This is a genomic window from Saccharospirillaceae bacterium (assembly GCA_022448365.1).
In the GTDB taxonomy this organism is placed as follows: Bacteria; Pseudomonadota; Gammaproteobacteria; order Pseudomonadales; family Oceanobacteraceae; genus Bacterioplanoides.
Genome location: JAKVCS010000006.1, coordinates 68,675 through 89,501, shown reverse-complemented (window position 1 = coordinate 89,501; position 20,827 = coordinate 68,675). Strand labels below are relative to the sequence as shown.

At 46.3% G+C, this 20,827-nt stretch carries 18 protein-coding genes; 12 read left to right on the top strand and 6 right to left on the bottom strand.

Annotation, left to right across the window (positions count from 1 at the left end; all coding sequences use genetic code 11):
- Positions 1 to 3: 3 nt before the first annotated feature.
- Positions 4 to 2,040: an NADPH-dependent 2,4-dienoyl-CoA reductase gene (locus MK185_16145; GenBank protein MCH2042163.1), complete on the bottom strand. Its 2,037-nt coding sequence runs from the start codon at positions 2,038 to 2,040 to the stop codon at positions 4 to 6.
- Positions 2,041 to 2,213: 173 nt separating this feature from the next.
- On the opposite strand from MK185_16145, the gene MK185_16140 reads away from it, so the two are divergent.
- Entirely contained in the window at positions 2,214 to 2,462 is a 249-nt protein-coding gene (locus MK185_16140) for a hypothetical protein (protein ID MCH2042162.1), read from the top strand.
- Between the two features lie 345 nt (positions 2,463 to 2,807).
- Positions 2,808 to 3,044 (top strand): hypothetical protein, encoded by a 237-nt coding sequence (locus tag MK185_16135; GenBank protein MCH2042161.1) that lies wholly within the window; start codon positions 2,808 to 2,810, stop codon positions 3,042 to 3,044.
- Between the two features lie 71 nt (positions 3,045 to 3,115).
- Here the strand turns inward: MK185_16135 and MK185_16130 are convergent, their stop codons facing one another.
- Positions 3,116 to 4,507 (bottom strand): sigma-54 dependent transcriptional regulator, encoded by a 1,392-nt coding sequence (locus tag MK185_16130; protein ID MCH2042160.1) that lies wholly within the window; start codon positions 4,505 to 4,507, stop codon positions 3,116 to 3,118.
- Positions 4,507 to 6,477 (bottom strand): HAMP domain-containing histidine kinase, encoded by a 1,971-nt coding sequence (locus MK185_16125; GenBank protein ID MCH2042159.1) that lies wholly within the window; start codon positions 6,475 to 6,477, stop codon positions 4,507 to 4,509. Before MK185_16125 ends, MK185_16130 begins: the two co-directional genes overlap by 1 nt.
- Positions 6,478 to 6,795: 318 nt before the next feature.
- Here MK185_16125 and MK185_16120 point away from each other — a divergent pair, with 318 nt between their 5' ends.
- Both MK185_16120 and cydB read left to right on the top strand, forming a co-directional pair.
- Positions 6,796 to 8,268: a cytochrome ubiquinol oxidase subunit I gene (locus tag MK185_16120; GenBank protein ID MCH2042158.1), complete on the top strand. Its 1,473-nt coding sequence runs from the start codon at positions 6,796 to 6,798 to the stop codon at positions 8,266 to 8,268.
- Positions 8,268 to 9,263, top strand: coding sequence for a cytochrome d ubiquinol oxidase subunit II (gene cydB, locus MK185_16115; GenBank protein MCH2042157.1), 996 nt, complete (start codon positions 8,268 to 8,270; stop codon positions 9,261 to 9,263). The genes MK185_16120 and cydB overlap by 1 nt, the downstream gene beginning before the upstream one ends.
- 116 nt (positions 9,264 to 9,379) lie before the next feature.
- On the opposite strand, the gene MK185_16110 is transcribed toward cydB, so the two are convergent.
- Positions 9,380 to 10,447, bottom strand: coding sequence for an AraC family transcriptional regulator (locus MK185_16110; protein MCH2042156.1), 1,068 nt, complete (start codon positions 10,445 to 10,447; stop codon positions 9,380 to 9,382).
- A gap of 182 nt (positions 10,448 to 10,629) precedes the next feature.
- Between MK185_16110 and MK185_16105 the strand changes: the two genes are divergently transcribed.
- Positions 10,630 to 12,819: a fatty acid desaturase gene (locus tag MK185_16105; protein MCH2042155.1), complete on the top strand. Its 2,190-nt coding sequence runs from the start codon at positions 10,630 to 10,632 to the stop codon at positions 12,817 to 12,819.
- Between the two features lie 179 nt (positions 12,820 to 12,998).
- The gene (locus tag MK185_16100; protein ID MCH2042154.1) at positions 12,999 to 13,733 is read left to right on the top strand and encodes a 1-acyl-sn-glycerol-3-phosphate acyltransferase; all 735 of its coding nucleotides are present in this window, start codon (positions 12,999 to 13,001) and stop codon (positions 13,731 to 13,733) included.
- An 86-nt stretch (positions 13,734 to 13,819) separates the two neighbouring features.
- Here MK185_16100 and MK185_16095 read toward each other — a convergent pair whose 3' ends face one another.
- On the bottom strand, positions 13,820 to 14,086 hold the full coding sequence (locus MK185_16095) for a DksA/TraR family C4-type zinc finger protein (GenBank protein ID MCH2042153.1): 267 nt from the start codon (positions 14,084 to 14,086) through the stop codon (positions 13,820 to 13,822).
- Positions 14,087 to 14,868: 782 nt separating this feature from the next.
- On the opposite strand from MK185_16095, the gene MK185_16090 reads away from it, so the two are divergent.
- The 6 genes from MK185_16090 to MK185_16065 all read left to right on the top strand — a co-directional run bounded on the left by MK185_16090 (position 14,869) and on the right by MK185_16065 (position 19,582).
- A complete protein-coding gene (locus MK185_16090) occupies positions 14,869 to 15,192 on the top strand; it encodes a barstar family protein (protein ID MCH2042152.1) in 324 nt (107 codons plus the stop codon).
- A 115-nt stretch (positions 15,193 to 15,307) separates the two neighbouring features.
- Positions 15,308 to 16,393, top strand: coding sequence for a DUF3644 domain-containing protein (locus MK185_16085; GenBank protein ID MCH2042151.1), 1,086 nt, complete (start codon positions 15,308 to 15,310; stop codon positions 16,391 to 16,393).
- Between the two features lie 123 nt (positions 16,394 to 16,516).
- Complete coding sequence (locus MK185_16080) at positions 16,517 to 16,804, top strand: hypothetical protein (protein MCH2042150.1); 288 nt, start codon at positions 16,517 to 16,519, stop codon at positions 16,802 to 16,804.
- Positions 16,805 to 17,202: 398 nt separating this feature from the next.
- On the top strand, positions 17,203 to 17,958 hold the full coding sequence (locus MK185_16075; GenBank protein MCH2042149.1) for a hypothetical protein: 756 nt from the start codon (positions 17,203 to 17,205) through the stop codon (positions 17,956 to 17,958).
- Positions 17,959 to 18,067: 109 nt separating this feature from the next.
- Complete coding sequence (locus MK185_16070; GenBank protein MCH2042148.1) at positions 18,068 to 18,694, top strand: DUF3885 domain-containing protein; 627 nt, start codon at positions 18,068 to 18,070, stop codon at positions 18,692 to 18,694.
- A gap of 129 nt (positions 18,695 to 18,823) precedes the next feature.
- Entirely contained in the window at positions 18,824 to 19,582 is a 759-nt protein-coding gene (locus MK185_16065; protein ID MCH2042147.1) for a class D beta-lactamase, read from the top strand.
- A 329-nt stretch (positions 19,583 to 19,911) separates the two neighbouring features.
- On the opposite strand, the gene speE is transcribed toward MK185_16065, so the two are convergent.
- On the bottom strand, positions 19,912 to 20,802 hold the full coding sequence (gene speE, locus MK185_16060; protein MCH2042146.1) for a polyamine aminopropyltransferase: 891 nt from the start codon (positions 20,800 to 20,802) through the stop codon (positions 19,912 to 19,914).
- Positions 20,803 to 20,827 lie beyond the last annotated feature (25 nt).

Below are 20,827 nucleotides of genomic sequence, written 5' to 3'. Positions count from 1 at the left end.
CGATTACAGCGATAGAGCTAACCGTGTGCCCTGATCGATGGCACGTTTGGCATCCAGTTCCGCTGCGACGTCGGCACCACCAATTAAGTGATACGACTTCTCCAGACCTTCGGTTAATGCACGGGCAGGGTCCTGACCGGCACAGACAACCACGTTATCCACTTCCAGCACTTTGATGTCTTCACCAACGCGAATATGCAGCCCCTGGTCGTCAACCTTCAGGTATTCACAACCCGGAATCATATTCACGCCTTTGTTTTTCAGGCCGGTACGGTGAATCCAGCCAGTGGTTTTACCCAGCTTGCCACCTACTTTGGAAGTTTTACGTTGCAGCAGGAAGATATTGCGCTCGCCGGTACCAGGTTGAGCTTCGATACCTTCAATGCCTCCACGGGCTTCCAATGTCATATCCACCCCCCATTCCCTCATAAAGGCCGGGATGTTCTGGCTGGTGGCTTCACCTTTGTGGGCCAGGTATTCAGAAACATCGAAACCGATACCGCCAGCACCAATCACAGCAACGTTTTTACCCACAGGTTTTTTATCGCGCAATACGTCCAGGTAGCTCAGAACTTTATTGTGGTTGATGCCTTCGATCTCTGGCGTACGTGGGTTAATACCGGTGGCCAGAATTACTTCATCAAAGTCGCTGGCATTTAACTGTTCAACCGAAATCGGGCTGTTTAATTCCAGTGTTACACCGGTTAATTCAATTTGTTTTTTGAAGTAACGCAGGGTTTCGTAAAACTCTTCTTTTCCCGGAACCTGTTTCGCTACATTAAACTGACCGCCAATTTCGCTTGAGGCATCAAACAGAGTAACGTCGTGACCACGTTCTGCGGCGGTGGTGGAGAAACCCAAACCCGCAGGGCCTGCGCCAATTACCGCGATCTTTTTCTTCACCGGGGCATCGGTCATGATCATTTCGGTTTCATGGCAAGCACGTGGGTTCACCAGACAAGAGGTCAACTTGCCGCTGAATACGTGGTCAAGACAGGCCTGGTTACAGCCAATACAGGTATTAATTTCATCACCACGACCTTCCTGCGCTTTTTGCACAAAGAACGGATCGGCCAGGAATGGGCGCGCCATCGATACCATATCGGCATCGCCACGTTCGAGCACTTCTTCTGCCACTTCCGGGGTGTTAATACGGTTAGAGGTGATTACCGGAATATTCAGATGGTCGCGGAATTTCGCCGTTACCCAGGTAAATGCCGCACGTGGCACCTTGGTGGCGATGGTTGGAATACGCGCTTCGTGCCAGCCGATACCGGTATTAATAATGGTGGCACCGGCCTGTTCGATGGCTTTACCCAACGCCAGCGCTTCCTCATAGGTGCTGCCGCCTTCGACCAGATCGAGCATGGATAAGCGGTAAATAATAATAAAGTTCTCGCCCACCGCTTCACGGGTACGACGCACCACTTCAACCGCCAGACGCATACGGTTTTCGTATTCACCGCCCCATTCGTCGTCACGCTGGTTGGTACGCTGAGCCAGGAATTGGTTAATAAAGTACCCTTCGGAACCCATGATCTCGACACCGTCGTAACCGCCGACCTGAGCAAATTTGGCCAGTTGTACAATGTCGTTAATTTCATTGTCGATTTCGTTGTCTGCCAGCTCACGTGGCTTAAACGGGTTGATGGGTGCCTGTACGGCCGACGGTGCAACCGACTGAGGGTTAAAGGCATAACGGCCGGTGTGCAGAATCTGCATACAGATTTTGCCGTCTTCGGCGTGAACTGCATCGGTAATCACACGATGCTCTTTGGCTTGTTCGTCGCTTTGGATGATATTGGTTTGTGGGTGGGTCGCCGCGTGAGCGCTGGGACCAAAGCCACCCGTAACGATTAGGCTGACACCACCACGGGCACGTTCTGCAAAGAAGGCAGCCATGCGTTCCAGACCGTTCTTCTCTTCTTCCAGGCCGGTGTGCATGGAGCCCATTAACACGCGGTTCTTCAGCGTGGTGAAACCCAAATCCAGTGGTTCTAACAGCTTAGGGTAATGCGGATTAGCAGCTTGTGTGGTCATCGTTTTTTATCTCTTCTCATCATAAGGCTCTGCGGCCAGTTAGCAGCAGTATTGCAGCTTTGATTCCGGCGCGCCTTATCATTTGTTAAGGAAGCCAAAATTGAGCCTGCTCATACTGAATAGCAAAGCAGCCAGCATAGCTGCCATAACAACAAATGATGGAGATCGACACGATGAGTTATCAGGTTCCGCTGCAGGATATGGCCTTTCTGGCGCGCAGTCAGCAGCAGAGTAGTGGCAGCAACGCCAGCCCTGAAGGCAGCGACAGCCGCGAGCAAGCCAGTATGATTCTTGAGGCAGCTGCCAAGCTGGCACAACAACAATGGCTGCCCTGTAACCGCAGCGGCGATCAGCAAGGCTGTCTGCTCGAAAACGGTAAAGTGCAGCTGGCTGCGGTCAATAGTCTTGATCCGGTTTGGTAACAGGGCAAGGCTGGCAAGTGTGAAGAAGCTGTAGCAAAATTACCTGCTGAATGATCGGTACTCATACCCGATACGCCTGCCCGATAGAGGTGGCAAAATGGACGTAACACGCTTTTCTGAGCGATTGATGGCGATGGACGAAGTCAGCTGGCAACGGCACTCCAATCCCTGGAGTGTCTACAGTCGTTTTACCATTTTACCGCTGAAGTCTCTGGTATTCTGGTTCTGATGAATGTCTTGATTATGGCTTTAAAGCCTGTTTGTTAATCGTATTGCGTGGTTATATCGGTGTTTTAGGCAAAAAATACATTGGCCGACAGGTTAAAGAGAAATTCATGGATGATTATGGACATATTATTTGAAACGATTTTTCCTGCTATCGGCAGGATATTGATTTGTCTGTTGGTCGAAATCATTTACAACACTATCTGTTATTTAACAGGGTATGTTGTTATCAAATCACTGACAGCGGGTAAATATCCGGAAGAATTCAGGTTGTCAGAAGGTATGAATCAGCCGAGTAATGTTTCCCTGGCAGGGCTGGTGGCTTGGATCGTTTTTATCATGTATGTATGCCTCTGACTTTCAGGCAGCCAGACTGAAACCGCTATAATTTTTTGATCTATGCCTTAATTAACAGGGCTATATCCCCCCTACAACCCATATCGCTTAATTTTATTAATCAGCCCCTGGCGCGTAATTCCCAGCGCCTGGGCGCTGTGAGTTCTATTCCCCTGATGAGTATCCAGCGCCTGCTGGATCAGTTTAATTTCCAGTGCCGAAACCTGTTCTTCCAGCGAAGCATCCGACGCTACTTCGATGTGTTGCCCGGAGCTTGTCGTAACCGCGCCACTGGAATCACCACGAATTAACTGAATCTCCTGCATGCTGATGCTGTTATTCAGCGAAATGGCCGCAGCACTTTCCAGTGTGTTTTTTAGTTCGCGCACATTGCCCGGCCAGGGTGTGGATAAAAACCAGCGACAGGCATCGTTATCAACACTGAGGGAGGTGTTGTGTTGCTGGTTATACAAAGCAATAAAGTGATTCACCAGTGGCGTAATATCTTCTTTGCGTTGTTCCAGCCCGGTGGTGGTAATGGTTAAGCCCTTGATGCGGTAATACAGATCTTCGCGGAAATTCCCCTGTTGTACTTCGCTGGGTACATCACGGTTGGTGGCGCTGACTAAGCGAATATCAATCTGTTCCAGCTCGCGGCTGCCGACCGGATAATAACTGCCTTCCTGCAATACCCGCAGTAATTTCACCTGCATCGCCAGTGGCATTTCACCAATCTCATCGAGGAATAAGGTGCCGCCGTCGGCAGTTGCTAACAGGCCTTTACGATCTTTATCAGCACCGGTAAAAGCGCCTTTTTTATAACCGAATAATTCGCTTTCCAGCAGTTCAGCTGGAATCGCACCACAATGAACCGAAATAAACGCTTTGTCTTTGCGGCTGCTGCCCTGGTGAATCGCATTGGCAATAATTTCTTTACCGGTACCACTGGGGCCCTGAATAAAGACCGGCACCTGGGTGGCAGAAATGCGCTGAATTAATTCCCGGGTGGCCTGTACCGAAGCACTGTTGCCGATTAAGCCAAAATCCGGTGTCTCCGGCTGACGCTGTTGTAACTGCTGTTCCAGGTTAGAAACCTGTTTTAATAAACTGTGTTTATCCAGCGCCCGGGCAATAATGATTTTCAGCATATCCGGATCAACCGGTTTGGCGATAAAATCCCAGGCGCCGAGTTCAATCGCTTGCACCGCCAGCGAGCGATCATCATGGCCAGTTAACACCAGTAACGGCACATCCTGATAATGCTGAATCGATTGCAGGCCATCCTGTGGATGAAAGCTCGGCGGTAATGCCAGATCGTGAATTATCAGATCAAACGGCTGATCCTCTTTGGCTTGATTAAACGCCGCTAAGCCACTCTCAGCATCGCCACAGCTAACCACTTCATAACCGCTCTGGTTCAGCCATAAACTGCACAATTCACAAAAAGCACGTTCGTCATCAATCAATAAAATACGTGCGCTCATTACGATTCTCCGTGGGGCGGGCAGCTGCTGGGAACAGGCAGGGTGATAATAAAAGATACCGGCCAGCCCAGATCGTCGCGGTGCTCGATCCAGCCGTTATGGGCATCCACAATACGGCGGACGATGGATAAACCCAGACCGGTGCCACCGCTGCGTTTGGTGATAAAAGGTTCGAACAGATGCGGCAGCATATCGTCGGGTATGGCGGGGCCTTTATTGTGTACCGCCAGCATCAGTTTTTTGTCATCTTTTTGGTATTTCACCACTAATAAAATTGCGGCGTTTGTGTTTTCTTTTTGGCTTGATTGTTGATTTTTACTTGTGTCTTTATCGACAAACGCAGCGGCGTTTTCCAGCAGGTTAATCAGAATCTGCTGAATTTTATCGGCGTCGAAACAGGCACTTAATTGTTGTGGTAATTGGTAATCGATCGGCACCTTATACAGGCCGGAGATTTGCTCACATACCTGACGAACCAGCGGCAACAAATCCATCTCGCGCAGCTGTAATTCCATCTTCCCGGCATAGGCCAGAGTATCGCGAATCAGCAGCTCCGCCCGGGCCACCTGATTCTGAATATGGCCTTTGATCGCCGGATCGGTTTGTGCCGAAGCCATGTTAATAATGTTCAGTGGATTGCGTAATTCGTGGGCGATGGCGGCGGTTAAACCACCCAGTTCCACCAGATGTTGCTGTTTGATCCGTTCCCGCTCGGCTTGGGCTTCGACTTTAGCCAGCTGCAACGAACGCTCCAGCGAGGCGCAGACATTGGGAATTAAGGTCGCTAATAATTCCGCCATGTGTTGTTTGCTGGGCGGGTGATCCTGCCAGCCGTGCAGATGACACTCCCAACTGCCGCGTTTTACACAGGTAAACAGGGTTGGTTGATCGCTATCGACCAACACATCACCGTTGGATGCAAAAATCTTGACTCCGGTATGGTTGTCCTGAAGTGCAGATGACTTCGGTTGGTTCCATACCGTTTCAATGGCTCTGGCCAGTGACGGCCAGGAGGTGGCACTGTTTAATTGCTGCAACCATTGATTCAGAGTGCTCTCGTCAATGGTGGCACCGGGATACACCAGTCGATCAGAAAACTGTCGGGCCGGGCCGTACAGTAACCAGGCGAGAATCAACAACAGGCTGGAATAAGAGAACAGTTGCAGCGTTGGGACGTCTGCTAACTCGGTCATGGCCACTGGCGCCAACAACGACAATAACAGCGTCATCAGTAACATTGACACCACCAGAACCGCGAGCCATTGCAATGCCTGACTGACCCAGCGGTTAACCTCGACTAAGCGATAACGAGCGACTGAATAAACCAATAGTATTGCGTAGGTTGGTAATGCCAACATGGGGTAGGGAAAGAAATCGATCTGTAGCGACGGCAGAATAAAACTGGTAGCCAGCGAGAATCCCCAGCCGCCGGCAATAAACATAGCGATGATAGAACGACGCTTATTCAACTGGCTGGCGCGCAGTCGGCTGTTACGATAACCAAACAACAGCAAGATATGGGCAACCACCCCCACCACCACGGTGTACACCACGTTTAACCAGCCCACCCGGTCGATATGAAAAAACTGCGGGAAGATATTCCAGGCCGCCAGGTGACCACCGCCGCCAACAATACTCAGCGCCGTCACCGCCAGCGCCATCAGATACAGCAGTGGAATAAAGCGATAGATAGCTTCAGGCAGTGACAAATTGTCGCGTAGCCACAACACCACAAAATGCAGAAAGCTGGTCGGTAATAGCGGATTCGCTAACAGCAAGGCGATGGCCAGTTGTGGTTGGTTGTACATTGCAGCGAGATGGCCGCAACACCACAGCGCCATCGCCATACAGAATGCTGCCAGCGCCACCAGAGCGGGTTCTTCATCACGGCGTGACCATAACCACCAGGCGGTGCCGGAGGCCGAAAGCAGGGTAAGCCACATACTGGCCGTGAACAATGTGATGAGCATGAACTGTAAACTCTCTTTACGGCTTGTCGGGTGTTATGTATACCCAGTTTACACCTAATGAGTAATTTTCACTGCCTGTAACGCCGTGGTGCGTTCAACAATTGATCGCTTGTGTGGACCAGCGCGCCCGTTGCTATCGGGATTACAGACCAGTAAGTGAGTATTAACCATACCTTTCTCGCTGCGAGCGCGGGGTCTGGCACAGTTCGAGCAAGAACCAGGCCTAAGAGCTGAATGCGGTGCAGAGATCGCACCGCATTGATCAGCAATAAAAAGCCGTCAGAGCTTTGCTCACGCAACACACTTTAGGTATCAATTATGTTGGATGTTATCGCTGCTATGCCCGATAGCGCCATGCTGTCGCGGATTCAATTCGCCTTCACGGTTAGCTACCACATTATGTTCCCCACCATCACCATTGGTCTGTCGTTGTACCTGGCCTTTATGGAAGGTATGTGGCTGAGAACGCAAAACCCCGCGTATCTGCAGCAGGTAAAGTTCTGGATGAAACCCTTTGCCATTACCTTTGGGATGGGTGTGGTGTCCGGTGTGGTGTTGTCTTATGAGTTTGGCACCAACTTCAGCAAATTCTCCGAAGTGGTGGGGCCGGTCTTAGCCCCGTTATTGGCTTATGAGGTGTTAACCGCATTTTTCCTTGAAGCCGGTTTCCTCGGCATTATGTTGTTCGGCTGGAACCGTGTATCACCCAAAGTCCATTTTATTGCCACCTGCACAGTCGCCATCGGCACAGTGGTGTCGTCGTTCTGGATTCTGGCAGCGAACTCCTGGATGCACACGCCGGCGGGTTACGAAATTATCGACGGTGTCTTCCACGTTACCAGCTGGCTGGAAGTGATTTTTAATCCGTCGTTCCCATATCGATTGGCGCACATGTTATTGGCGACCTTCCTGTCGGCATCGTTATTGTTTGCCGGAGTAAATGCTTATTATCTGCTGAAAAAGAAACACACCGAGTTTGCAAAAATTGGCTTTTCCACGGCCATGGCAGCCATTCTGGTGTTGGCACCACTGCAGGCCGTGGTTGGTGATTTTCATGGTTTAAATGTGGCGGAACATCAACCGGTAAAACTGGCGGCGATGGAAGGCATCTGGCAAACCGAAAAAGGCGCAGCCTTGCGTTTATTTGCCTGGCCGGACAAAGAAACCGAAAGCAATAAAATGGAAATTGCTATTCCGAAATTGGCGAGTTTGATCATTACACACGATCTTGATGGTGAAATTGCTGGCTTGGATCAGGTGGAAGCGAAAGACCGCCCACCCGTGGCTGTGGTGTTTTTCTCCTTCCGTATCATGATCGGATTGGGTGTTTTAATGTTATTACTGGGTCTGGCTGGCTGGTACGCCCGTCGTAAAGGCGTCTTATTTGAGAGCCGACCACTGCATTTATTTTCCGTCGCTATGATTCCTGCGGGTGTGATCGCAACCTTAGCGGGTTGGTATGTGGTGGAAGTGGGTCGTCAGCCCTGGTTAGTCAATGGACTGGTACGTACCGTTGATGTGATTTCGCCGATTCCGGCAGAAAATGTTGCCTTTACCCTGGCGCTGTTTGTGCTGGTGTACACCACGCTGTTTTTCACCTACCTGTATTTTATGCGCAAGCTGATTTTAAAAGGGCCAATGTCCATTGAAGAGGCGCTGGAATCGCTTGAGCGCAATGATCTGGGTGATGAAGATTTACCCGCAACCCTAAATCCGGCTCAGGTGGATATGGGTTACAGCCAGGAGCTGTCGCAATATTTATCCGCTCAAAACAATAAAGGAGAAAGATAATGGACATTGCACTCGTTTATTTATTGTTGATTGGCTTTGGTATTCTGGTCTATGTGTTACTGGATGGCTTTTCGCTGGGTGTGGGCATTCTTTCACCATTGTTAAAGAACGCCGATGAAAAAGGCATTGCGATGAAAAGCCTGTCACATATCTGGGACAGCAACCAGACCTGGCTGGTGTTCGGGGGTGTGGTGCTGTTTGTTGCCTTTCCGGTGGTGTATTCCTTTGTATTATCGAATTTATATCTGCCGATTATCATGATGCTGATTGCATTAATTTTCCGGGGGGTAGCGTTTGAATTCCGCTTTAAGTCCGATACCAGCCAGAAATGGTGGGACATCAGTTTTGCTGCCGGTTCGATAATCGCGACCTTCTGTCAGGGTATTATTCTTGGTGCTCTGGTGGGGGATATGTCGGCAGGAAAAACCATGGACGACCCCGTGCAATGGTTAACCCCTTTTTCGTTGTTAACCGGCTTTGCACTGGTGGCGGGTTATGCCTTGTTAGGTGCTTGTTGGTTAGTACGAAAAACTCAGGCGGGCTTGCATAAACGCGCCAAAGCTTATGCTCAGGTTTTGTTGTTTGCCATGTTAGGCTTTATGGCAGCAGTTAGCCTGTGGATGTTACTGGATCAACCGGTGATTGCGGAACGCTGGCTGGTATTTCCGCAAAACCTGATGCTGGCACCCTTACCGCTGTTAACTTTGTTTTTTGCCTGGCAACTATGGCAGCTGCTAAAAGCAGATCATGATCCGGGTTTAAAACCACTGGGTTGTGCCATGGGATTATTTATGACGGCGTTTGGTGGTTTAATTGCAGGAATTTTTCCGTACATTATTCCGGGTCGATTAACCATTTGGGAAGCGATTGCGCCGGATAAATCGGTGTACTTTACGCTGGCTGGTATCCTGGTATTTATTCCGGTCATCATCAGCTACAACATTTATAATTACCGCACTTTCAGTGGTAAAACATCACTAAAGGATGGTTACTGATGGCGACTACCAACTCGGAAAAAAGCAGCAAAAGTAATCAATTTCGCAACGCCGTTGTATTGTATCTGGCTGGTTTATTTACCTTGTCGTTGGTGGCATACAGCGCAAAAGCGCTGTTAGGTTTTCTTTGATTTCCAGCTGGATGACTCGCCCGATAACAGCAGAAATTGTTGTCGGGCTTGTGTCGGAGACAGGCCGCAATAGCGCTGATAACCGCGGCTGAAGCTGCTCAAATTGCTGTAACCTAATAACCCGGCGATGTCGGTAAGGCTGTAGCCGGATTGACGTAAATATTGATTAGCCAGTTCATGACGAACAGAATCCACCAACGTACGATAGCTGATCTTTTGTTCATGCAAACGTCGCTGTAGCGTTCGGTGGCCCATATTCAGCACCCGGGCAATATCTTCGATTGGGGCTCCATTATTGGCCAGCGATAAGCTGATGGTCTGGCGTATCTGGTGAATAAAACCGGAATGGTGTTTCGGAATACTGCGCTTAACCCGGTTAATAAACTGGCTGATAATTTCTGTGACGGACTGATCCATTAACGCGTTATTCGAAGTGATGGCTAATTCGCTGTTATTAAATACTACCGGACAACCAAAATATTGTGCGTATTGTTCAATTTTTGTCGGGTCAGACTCATGACGCGTAAAATAGCAGGCTCGCAGCGGATAGTTTTTTCCTAACAAGTGGTTAATGGTGTTGTACACCACTGCCAGCACATAATCTTCAATCTGGGTATAGCGTAACAGATGTGGGTGTACCGCACGCACACACGTGTGAATATGATTTTCGCCCACCGTTACGTCAATCTGGCCACCATAGACAATGTGGCTCATGTATTTCTCCAGCACTTTCGTCACATCCAGTAATGTCTGACAGTCAGCGAACATCGGTACTAACGGCGTAAGAATATAAGCACCCTGGCGCTTGGCCAGCTGTAGCGCAAGATCCGGACAATTGAGTTGGCGAGCACTGTATTCCAGTAATTCAACAAACTGCTCCTGGGTAATCAGCAGGCGAGGGTGGCTGGTGGCTGAGGTGGAAAACTTCTCATCGATATAACTATCCCGATCCAGCCCAACCGCTTCATAGAGTGCTGTTGGATTGCCGCCACGGCTGACTGCCAGATCACTGAATCCGGTAAGGAAGCTGGTATTGATATAACCGTGTGACATGTCTACACCACGCCGTGGCTGGGAGTTCGTGGTGATATCTTGCTCAGCGTGACGTAAAAAGGCAAATCAGTGACGCAAAATGATAAGCGGGCTTGTGAGTTTGGGTCAAACTCACCGTGTGTTCGATGCCCAGTCAAAACCTTCAACACCATGGGCGCACAATAACAAGAGGTGAACCTGATATGCCCGTAATGCTCTCTCCACAACAAAAAAGCGCTTTTGCTGCTGAAATCTCAGCGTTATACCGCGAAACCAAAGCTAAGGTTGGTCAAACGGATCTGGATCACATAGCGAAGGTCGATCAATTTTCCAAAGCGCTGGAACAAAAAGCCCGCACTTTGATTAATCATGGTAAGGGCTTCAGTAGCTGGAAAAGCGGCATTGTTATGCTGATCTCACATTACACCATCGAGTTTTCCGAGTTGGGCCATAATATTCTCCACGGTCAGTACGATCACCTGGAAAATGCGGGTCGTTTTCATTCCAGCCAATGGACCTGGAATAACACCATGGATGAAAAAGACTGGGCATTAATGCACAACACGGTTCATCACCCGTTCACCAACATCAAAGAAAGAGACCATGATTTAGGTTATCTGGCTTTCCGGGTAAATGGCGCACAAAAATGGCGTTGGTATACGATTTTCCAGCCATTAGCTCTGGGGTGGATTTTGTTAAACGATGCTCATTATTACGCTATGTATACCTCAATGTCGGCTGATGTGGCACGCAATGAGCGCCTTACCCGAAAAGGCATCACCAGCCCGTTACGTCGTATATGGCGCGAGGTTAAATACAGCTACATTACGATGCCGTTACAACATGGTTGGCGCGCCTTTCGGGTTGGAACGGCTAATCTCCTGGCCCGTTCGATTGCCAATGCCTACCTGGGTTTAATTCTGGCGTCATCGCATATGACAGAAGAAAGCGAAGTGTTTGAAGAAGTAGAGCATGAAACGGAAGCGGATTACTATTTGCGCCAGGCCGCGGCAACGGTGAATTTTTATAACGATACGCCTTTTCCAAAGCAATATCTGGATCAGATGAATGCGCTAAAAGACGAAACCCTGGATGCCAGTTTTGCAGATATATTTTATGGTGCCATTAATTACCATTTAGAACATCATTATTACCCGGATTTACCACCCAATCGTCTGCGTGAACTGGCTCCCCGGGTAGCCGCTATTTGTGAAAAATACGGCGTTCCTTATCGCATGGAAGGTCTTGGTCAGGCCAGTAAGAATGTGGTGACGACCATCTTCAAGCATACCTTGCCAACGAACGAATCGGATAAATCCGTTTGGGCATTGTTAAATCCAGTCACGCTGGCAAAACGAATTATCGAGCATGCCCGCCGCCCGAGCGATTTGGTTCATGGTGATGTGATGCCGAGCCGGGTGGCTTCCAGGGTTATCCAACGTCGATCGCACATTGATGGTAAAGCGACGTCATTTTCTTTGGACTTACCCACAAAATGGCAGCATTTAGAGTGGTTAGCCGGTTCTTTTATTAATGTTGCGGTAACCGTTAATGGCAAAGAGCAGATTCGACAATACAGTTTGACACGCAGCAGCGACCAGAGTCGTCACCTTGAATTTGCTGCGAAACGAGTGGCGGGTGGTCAGGTTTCTAATTACCTGGCAGATCATGTTCAGGTGGGAGATGAACTCACAATCGTAGGACGGCCGCGTTGTGAGTTTGGCTTATCGGGGAGCGACAACAAGAAACTATTAATTGCCGGCGGAGTGGGCATTACGCCAATCATCAGTATGTTGCGTGATTTAAAAACCTCAGCCTCACAAGATGTCATCGTGTTGTATTTTAATCGTTCGCCATCTGAAATCATTTTTCAGCAGGAAATTAATGAACTGGCTAATAATAGCCATATCAGCGTTCATCATATTGTCAGTGATAACCCGACGAATTTGAACGGTTTTGAACAAGGCTCGGTATCTGCGGAGCTGATACAGCGCCTGGTGACCGATCTGAATGATCGTGAAGTTTATATTTGTGGACCCCAAGGGCTGATGGATGCAGTAAGAGAGAGCCTGTTACAGCATCATTTCCCGATGCAGAACTTCTTCCTTGAGGCCTTCAGTGCCAGTGAGGCACCAGTGTCGGCTAGTGATGCCAAGCATGAAGTGTTGTTTGCGAAGTCTGATATTCGTGTCGAAGTGGATGAAAATACCAACCTGCTGGCACTGGCAGAAGAGCTGGGTATTGAGCATCAGAGCGGCTGCCGTAATGGTGTATGTAAGGCCTGCTCCTGTCGCAAGATGGAAGGCAAAGTATACGGAGAGGAGGACGAACAGTGGCCTGCGGTGACTCTGTGTACCGCTTATGCACGCAGTAATCTGGTGATTGATGCCTGATTGATCGTCCCTTTTTATTGATGATTTTATTCTTGAGGCCCATCGGGTTACATTCCGGTGGGCTTTTTGTCGTGGTCACTGCGGCTGTTCGGCCATTGTTTGACCTAAATTCAATGCTAATATAGCCGACTTGGCCAGTATCCCGCCGAAAACTCAAAAAACCGTACCCTGAAGTTTCCATGATTTATAGAATCCGACTGATAGTCGCCTACGTGTTGTTAGCACTGGTGGCGCTGGCACTGCTGCCTCTGGTGTTCATCCGACCGATGCACCGCAATAATATGGGTGATATTTGTATCGTCGCATTTGCTGTGTTTAAACGTTATTGGGGCATCACTCTCGATGTGACCCACCCAGAACGCCTGGAGCCAAAGCAGGCGACGGTAATTGTCGCAAATCATCAGGGCAACGAAGACTTATTTTATTGCACACGGTTGATCCGCAAAGGCACAGTGGCATTGGCAAAATGGGAACTCGTTTATATTCCCTTTATTGGTGCTGTTTTCTTATTGGCCGGAAACATCATGGTAAAACGAGAGCGTCGTGATAAAGCGAAGCAAGCTCTGGAAAAATCGGCTAAAAAGTTGACCAAGAATAATCTGAATCTGGTTATTTTTCCGGAAGGTACCCGCAACTACGGTAAACCACTGCCTTTTAAATTAGGTGCCTTTAAATTAGCGATTGAGGCTCAGGTACCGATTCAGCCGGTTGCGTTTGCCTGGCACTCGAAAACACTGAATTATAATCGCTTTAAATCGGGTGTACTGAAGATGCATTGTATGGAGCCGATCAGCACTCAAGGCTTAACTCAGGATGATGCGCCGGAACTGGCGCGTCACTGTCAGCAGTTGATCGAAGAAGAGACCAATCGACTGACTAAGCTGGCACCGGGTTATGATGGGTCGCTGGATTAATCGTACTGCTTTGAGTTATTCGTAATGGGAGCCCGCCTGATGAAAATCAGGCGGGCGTTTTTGTATCTGAGAGATCATCAGAAGATCTATCGCAACTGGCTATCTTTACTTCCCCGGCGGTTATAACCCGATACTGCCTTCTGCTGTTCGTCCAGCTCACTCTGACACAACACACATAAACGTACGCCAGGAATCGCCTGTTGGCGTGCCTCAGGAATATCGTTACCACACTCTTCGCAATGGCTCAGACTTTCGCCATGGCTGATACGACTGCGTGCCAGCGCGACGGCATCCGATACCGTCGCGTCGATCTGATCCTGTACCGCACCGTCTTTTGCCCATCCAACTGCCATAGTGAACTCCGGATGTTGTTGCTGGTTGTTTGGCTTCTGAATTCAGTATATGCCTTTGGATGGTGGTGATAATGGGGTTGGATTGAAAATCATTATTACGGTGGTGTAATAATGGCTCGGTTTGCTTGCCCGTATTTCTCTCTGATGATATTTTAAACACTAAAGAAATCAGCGGCTTACGGACGTGGTTTACAAGATAGTAGGCATACCGTAGGCGACATAGTGTGCGCGCCCGCTTTTCTGGAAAGGAATTGTCTTGCTAAGGAAGGTTTCACAATGAAATCAGTTAGTTACACGAGTAATCTCGAAAGACTCTCCTGGAATATCAGGCACGCACACGAATAAACTGTTAAGTTTACATGGAGAGTTTAGTGAACAATATTGAGACGTTATTGGGTTACGTGTTAATAATTCTGAGAGTACTCACTTTAATCGTCCTTATAAATGGAATAGCGTTCTGTTTTGCAACTTATGCAGTCGCACCAGGCAAGTATGAAGAAGATCAATATACTAAGGAACAAGTCCAGAAAATTGCTTATAAAGAGCGTAGAGAAGGAATTAGTTTCGCTTACTCTCTTAGTCAGCAAAACCTGTACTATGTTTACTTGCCCCTAATATCGCTATTGTTATTACAGTGGTTCGTAGGTTTTGCTCAAAAACGGGTTAAAAAATAAACTTAACAAGGCGCAGCAACGGACTGTCAAACCTGTCACTTTTTGTGCTATTCGCACAAAAACCGCCAGTTTTGCCAGCCGCTGTGCGCGGCGTTAGCACTCGAAACGATGATTGAAGAATTACTCATAGATATGTCAGGAATCATGGATGAGGAAACATTCCATGAGTATGTAACCAAGAAGCTTGATTTTCCTGGCTATTATGGCTTTAACCTAGATGCGTTCTGGGATTGCATCACTGATGATAAGCAATCATCTATGCCAAAAACATTGAAAGTAGAAGGGCTAGCGGCTCTAAAAGGTTTTCTTCCAGATTTACATGATGGCTTTGTACAGTGTTTGCAAGATTACGCAAAAGAGTTCCCAGAAAGGCGGGTTATATTTGAGCAAGATAGTCCCTCGGGTGATGGAATCGAGTTCGAGGATGAATAGCAATTTAGTAACTGACCCACGTGCTAACAAGGCCAAGCAGCATCGCGCACTTTGTGCGCTGGACCTCGCTACGCTCGGCCGCTGTTGGCGGCGTTACATGTACTAGGAAGTAAAATTGAAGTTACGCAAAGGAAAGACTAAATCCATTCTGGACGCTTCTATAGATTCAGCCCTTTTAGCGGTCGAAATATACAACAAGCCGAGAACAACCTTCCGTAGTGAAGGTTTCATCACAATGATGATCATGGCTTGGACAAGGCTATTTCATGCACATTTCAATTCTACAATAGGCGATCGTTTCTATTACAAAAAGAAGAACGGCCGCTACGATACCGTGGATGGAGAAAAGAAGGCATGGGAGCTTGCAACGTGTATTAAGAAGTACGGTGAATTACCAGCTGCTGTTGAGTCAAACCTTAACTTCTTTATCAAGCTTAGAAACAAAATTGAGCATCGTCACATCGAAAAAAGAGAGGTCGATACTCTTATTTTTGGTGAATGCCAATCCTTACTATTTAACTATGAAAGCCAGTTAATAGATTTTTTTGGGAGCACATATTCAATCAATGAGGCGCTAGTCTATAGTCTGCAGTTCTCTCAAATAAGGACTCAGCAACAAGAGCAAGCTAATCGGTCTGCATTATCAAAGGATCTGGCAGAAATCGTGGCATTTGTCGAAAAGTATAGAAATACTCTAGACGACAATACATATAATTCTCAAGAATATAGTATAAAGCTAATACAAATTCCCAAAATTTCTAATACCAATAGAGCTGATGCCGCTGTTGAGTTTGTAAAATGGGATTCGCTCAGTGATGAAGATAAAGAAGCTTACGAAAAGCTTAATGTAATTATTAAAGATAAAACCGTAAAAATAGAGGCAGCAAACGTCCGTAGGCTAAAACCCTCAGAGGTTGTTAAGAGAGTGAATGAAGGTCTAAACGGTAAGTCTATTACTCAGAATCTGCATACAACCTTATACAAGCTATTCGAAATTAGACCTGCTAACGGTTCAGATGAACCCTTTAATACTCAGGCAGAGTTTTGTCTCTATGATGAACCTCATAACGACTATGTTTATCAAGAGGCATGGGTAACATTCCTTATTCACTTTATGCAAACTACAGAGCTAGAGTTTGCTGAATTAAGGAAGAAAGAACGAAATGGAGAGAAACTGGATGTCGAACAGCATCGCATGTAACAAGCACGTGCACCAAGGACTAAATTTCCGCTGCACCTTTTGGCATGGCTGCGCCATTTTATGCCAGAAGTCACAACAAAAATTTAGCCTGTGACGCGGGCGTTATGTTTTCAAGGATGATAGGTGAAAAATAAGTATCTTTGTTTTCTAATTCTAGTGTTTTCATTTGGTGCTATTGCTAATGAAAATCCTAAATATACTCGTGGCGATTGTATTACACCAATTGATCAAAAGTTTTCGTGGTTTGGTAAAACAGCGAAAGTAGAAGCTTACTCTTCAATAGATGGATTCTCAGGTAAAAATTACACTTTACTCTTTAATAACTACCAATCTAATAGTGTTATATTCACAAAATTAATCGAATCTAGCACTAAAAAAGTAGATAAAAAGCTTTGTGAAATAAACACCTAGTATCAAGTTTGAACTGCGACAGTTATGACTAAATTCCATAGTACATTTCCTCCAGCTTTAAGCAGCTGCAGCTACCGTTCGAACGCTTCCTTCTTCAGGACAGTATTATTTCATAGATTCAAGCTAAGGTAGTGCAGTTTGCTCGCTGCGTGCTTGCCCGTATTTCTCTCTGATGATATTTTAAACACTAAATAAATCAGCGGCTTACGGACGTGGTTTACAAGATAGTAGGCATACCGTAGGCGAAATAGTGTGCGCGCCCGCTTTTCTGGAAAGGAGTTGTCTTGCTAAGGGAGGTTTCACAATGAAATCAATTAGTTATACGAGCAATCTCGAAGGACTCTCGCTGGAATATCAGGCACGCACACGAATAAACTGTTAACTTCTATGAGCACCGAATGAATACCGTATGTAAGCTTTGTCTTCTGAGTGATGATCTTCGTAACTCGCATGCCATTCCTGATGCTTTCTTTAGGCGTATATTGGCCGCTAACAATGGGCATGCCAAGATATTGGATAGCTCTTTACTTGGGTATAAAGAAAGCAGTGATAGCTGGGCTACATATCAGCTTTGCGGTGTATGTGAGCAGCACCTAAACAGCACGTATGAAAGGTATTCCATTGGTGTTTTGCGAGGGCATGGTGGCGTAGCAAAAAGGTCTGAAGCTGGAGTTACTTTTAGTGGCATTGACACTAACCGAATCTGTATTTTTCTTATCTCCATATTGTGGCGCGCTGCCTGCTCTAACCATGATTCATACAATGGCGCAGTTTTTCCGTATGAGTTTTACAAATCTAATACAGTTGAAAAGCTGAGATTATCCATATATCAAAACTTAATTGTTCCTACAAACTTAGTCAGCATTAAAATATCAAGGATTTTTGATTCAAAAGTTGGTTTCAGTGCCGACAAACTAAAGGATCTAATTGTTGCACCCTTTCATCGGCCATTTGGTGAAAAAGGGAAAGTATCAGTAAATTTTGTTATTGAAGGTTTCCTCATTACACTGATAATGCCAGGCATTTCCCATAAGGAAAGAAGAAGACACAACATTATAAATAGAACCAAAAACTTTATCTTTGCACCATATCTAGAAATAACAAACGATATAGACCTCGAAAAAATATTAGTACCAAAAGTTTTTGTTAGTTAAAGTTAACAAATCTATCAAAAATCGTTCCGGCCAAAAAGCGGCCTCCACTGGCCGCGCTAACGCGCGCCTTTTATAGCAGCATTATATTCACCTTGGAAGTACTGAGTAAATGGATGACTCTGAAATAAAATTAGAACGACCGTTGTTTTATAAGTCTCCTTTTGGATTGAGATTTGAGATCGGTCCACCTGATCTAGAAATTTGGAATGATGAGAGTAAGACCTTAAACAGTGAGTACTTTCGCGTTGCACTAGAAAGAGCAATGAGTATCTTCCACGCTGTATTTGAGCAAAGTGATGACATTGCTATTGCGTATCAGATTTTTTCTGATGGACGAAGAAAAATAAAGAAACGCAGTTTTATCTTTAAGCAGTTGGACTCAATTGACGATGCCAAAATCGAACTATCCGATCATCGTGAAATCTATTCTGAAGACTTAGATTACAAAAGTGAATGCTGGAAAAGAGCAACAATTTCGGGTATCAAAACTACTGAAGTAAACACTGAGGAACTTTTTAAAGCTGCAATTAACACTGACTTTTCAAGTTTAAAACCTAAGCTCAATGGGGAATTTTATCTAATAAACAGAACAAAACAACTTGTATTAAATCTCTATGATGACCGAGGCATTGATGTAGTTTCAAATCGTAGGGAGCCTTTGGATTCTCTGTATCAGAGTCATAATCATTTAATACTCGATTATGACAGGGACTACATTGATAAGGTTTTTTCGTAAATATAAAAAGTCAATTAAGTTCGGGACTGCTAAAGCTTGGCTCGGTTCCGATACGCAACACAGTTTAGCCAAGAATTTATCAGACCCTGTTGGTGCGTTGTACCACCACACACTAAAATCGAGATAGGTATGAAGTATTTTAGACTACTAGTCATATGGGCTTTATCAATCAATATACATGCTGCGGAGGAAGTGATAGGGGGAATTTATAGCTCTAATAATATCAATGGCTCAATTCTCATTGAATCTGGTGATGGAAAGATAAAGTATCAATACAACGTTGACAATGAAGAAAGCTATGTCCCAGCTTCAACGTTTAAAATTCCAAATACTCTAATCATATTAGAGGAGGGTTTGATTAAAGACTCTTCTGAACTTATCCCTTGGGATGGAGTGCAACGCGAATACGCTCCGTGGAACAAAGATCAAAATCTTAAAACAGCTTTTCAGTACTCATGTGTATGGTGTTATCAGCGTTATGCAAAAAAGGTAGGTGATATAAAATATCAAGAATACCTTAGAAATTTTAACTACGGGAATCAACTAACAGGTAGTGAGATTACACGATTTTGGCTCGATGGTGATCTTAGGGTCTCTATAAAAGATCAAATTAGTTTCTTGCGTAAATTGTATGCGGAGAGTTTGCCGATTGAGAAGCAACATATGAAAACGCTGAAAAGTATTATGTTGTCAGAGAGTAATAGTCAAATTAAGGTCTGGTCAAAAACAGGTTGGTCTGGAAAAGACGGTTGGTATGTTGGGTATCTTGTTGTTAACGAAAAAACATGGTTTTTTGCAAACCACATTGAGATCAATCAACGTTCAGATTTGGCACTGAGAAAGAAACTCACCATGGATACATTCAAGGTTCTCAAGATTCTTCGATGAGAATTGTAAGAAAAAATGTACTTCGTTTGCTTCGCTCTTTTATCATAATATGATCCGCTCTTTCATTGCGGGTACCATAGGGTTCTAGAGCGATGATGAAAAAGCTCAGCTTCTTAATCCTGTTGCTTCCTAATCTTTGTTCTCAGTTTACGTACAAAAGAAAGCTATGATAAGAATTGGCTGCTTATACTGGCTTTGTTATCAACTATAGGTAGTCTTAACAGCAACCGACCGTCAAAAGTGGCAATCAAAATGAAGCACGATTGCAGACCACTTTTTCCGGCGGCTATGGCGGGCATTAAGAATGCCTGAATAAGCAATTAAGAGAATCAGTCCTCAATTCCCAGAGACCGTTTCATAAATTCCGGAACAGCAATGCCGCCCGCATGAATATCGGCATTGTAATATTCCGTACGGAATTCTTTATTCACCGCATCATCAATGCGAAAGTCGGTCGCGTCACCACCTTTACAGGCCAGTGTGCAGCTCCACCAACCGGATGGGTAAATCACCTGCGGGAACTGGAAAGTGTGAGAAGACGTCGCACCGGCTGTCGCCATATCCACATGGATATCTTTAATAATGGTGTTGCTGTGATACAGCGGCGATTCACTTTGCTGAACCACAATGCCACCTTCACGCAGGGCTTTGAAACAATCGCGGTAAAAATCGACGGCAAATAACCCTTCCGCCGGGCCAACCGGGTCGGTGCTGTCGATAATAATGATATCCAGCGATTCCGGTGTGCAGTCTTTTACCCATTGAATGCCGTCATCAAAACGAATATCGGCGCGTGGATCGGCGTTGGATTCACACAGCTCCGGGAAATACTTCTCCGCCATGCGGGTGACCATTTCATCGATATCGATCTGGGTCACTTGTTCTACACCTGGATGCTTCAGTACTTCGCGCAGGGTGCCGCAGTCGCCGCCGCCAATAATGGCAACGTGTTTCGGGTCTTTATGAGCGAACAGTGCCACGTGTGACATCATCTCGTGATACACGAAGTTCTCACGGGTAGAGACCATGGTGCAGCCGTCAATCACCATCAGCTTGCCGTAGGTTTCGGTGTCGTACATGTCGATGGTCTGGAATTCACTGTGTACGCTTTCCAGTTTCTCTTTCACTTTCAGGGAGAAGGCAGACCCTTCGGAATCAAAAACTTCGGTAAACCACCCCTGTCCTTGTGGAAAAGCAGTGCTTTGATTGGATGTGCTCATAGCTGATACTCAAAGATGTCGATGT

Excerpts from the sequence above, each read along its gene's own strand:
- MK185_16145 (MCH2042163.1), bottom strand. The coding sequence starts at position 2,040 with ATGACCACACAAGCTGCTAATCCGCATTACCCTAAGCTGTTAGAACCA.
- MK185_16140 (MCH2042162.1), top strand. The coding sequence starts at position 2,214 with ATGAGTTATCAGGTTCCGCTGCAGGATATGGCCTTTCTGGCGCGCAGT.
- MK185_16135 (MCH2042161.1), top strand. The coding sequence starts at position 2,808 with ATGGACATATTATTTGAAACGATTTTTCCTGCTATCGGCAGGATATTG.
- MK185_16130 (MCH2042160.1), bottom strand. The coding sequence starts at position 4,507 with ATGAGCGCACGTATTTTATTGATTGATGACGAACGTGCTTTTTGTGAA.
- MK185_16125 (MCH2042159.1), bottom strand. The coding sequence starts at position 6,477 with ATGCTCATCACATTGTTCACGGCCAGTATGTGGCTTACCCTGCTTTCG.
- MK185_16120 (MCH2042158.1), top strand. The coding sequence starts at position 6,796 with ATGTTGGATGTTATCGCTGCTATGCCCGATAGCGCCATGCTGTCGCGG.
- cydB (MCH2042157.1), top strand. The coding sequence starts at position 8,268 with ATGGACATTGCACTCGTTTATTTATTGTTGATTGGCTTTGGTATTCTG.
- MK185_16110 (MCH2042156.1), bottom strand. The coding sequence starts at position 10,447 with ATGTCACACGGTTATATCAATACCAGCTTCCTTACCGGATTCAGTGAT.
- MK185_16105 (MCH2042155.1), top strand. The coding sequence starts at position 10,630 with ATGCCCGTAATGCTCTCTCCACAACAAAAAAGCGCTTTTGCTGCTGAA.
- MK185_16100 (MCH2042154.1), top strand. The coding sequence starts at position 12,999 with ATGATTTATAGAATCCGACTGATAGTCGCCTACGTGTTGTTAGCACTG.
- MK185_16095 (MCH2042153.1), bottom strand. The coding sequence starts at position 14,086 with ATGGCAGTTGGATGGGCAAAAGACGGTGCGGTACAGGATCAGATCGAC.
- MK185_16090 (MCH2042152.1), top strand. The coding sequence starts at position 14,869 with ATGATTGAAGAATTACTCATAGATATGTCAGGAATCATGGATGAGGAA.
- MK185_16075 (MCH2042149.1), top strand. The coding sequence starts at position 17,203 with ATGAATACCGTATGTAAGCTTTGTCTTCTGAGTGATGATCTTCGTAAC.
- MK185_16070 (MCH2042148.1), top strand. The coding sequence starts at position 18,068 with ATGGATGACTCTGAAATAAAATTAGAACGACCGTTGTTTTATAAGTCT.
- MK185_16065 (MCH2042147.1), top strand. The coding sequence starts at position 18,824 with ATGAAGTATTTTAGACTACTAGTCATATGGGCTTTATCAATCAATATA.
- speE (MCH2042146.1), bottom strand. The coding sequence starts at position 20,802 with ATGAGCACATCCAATCAAAGCACTGCTTTTCCACAAGGACAGGGGTGG.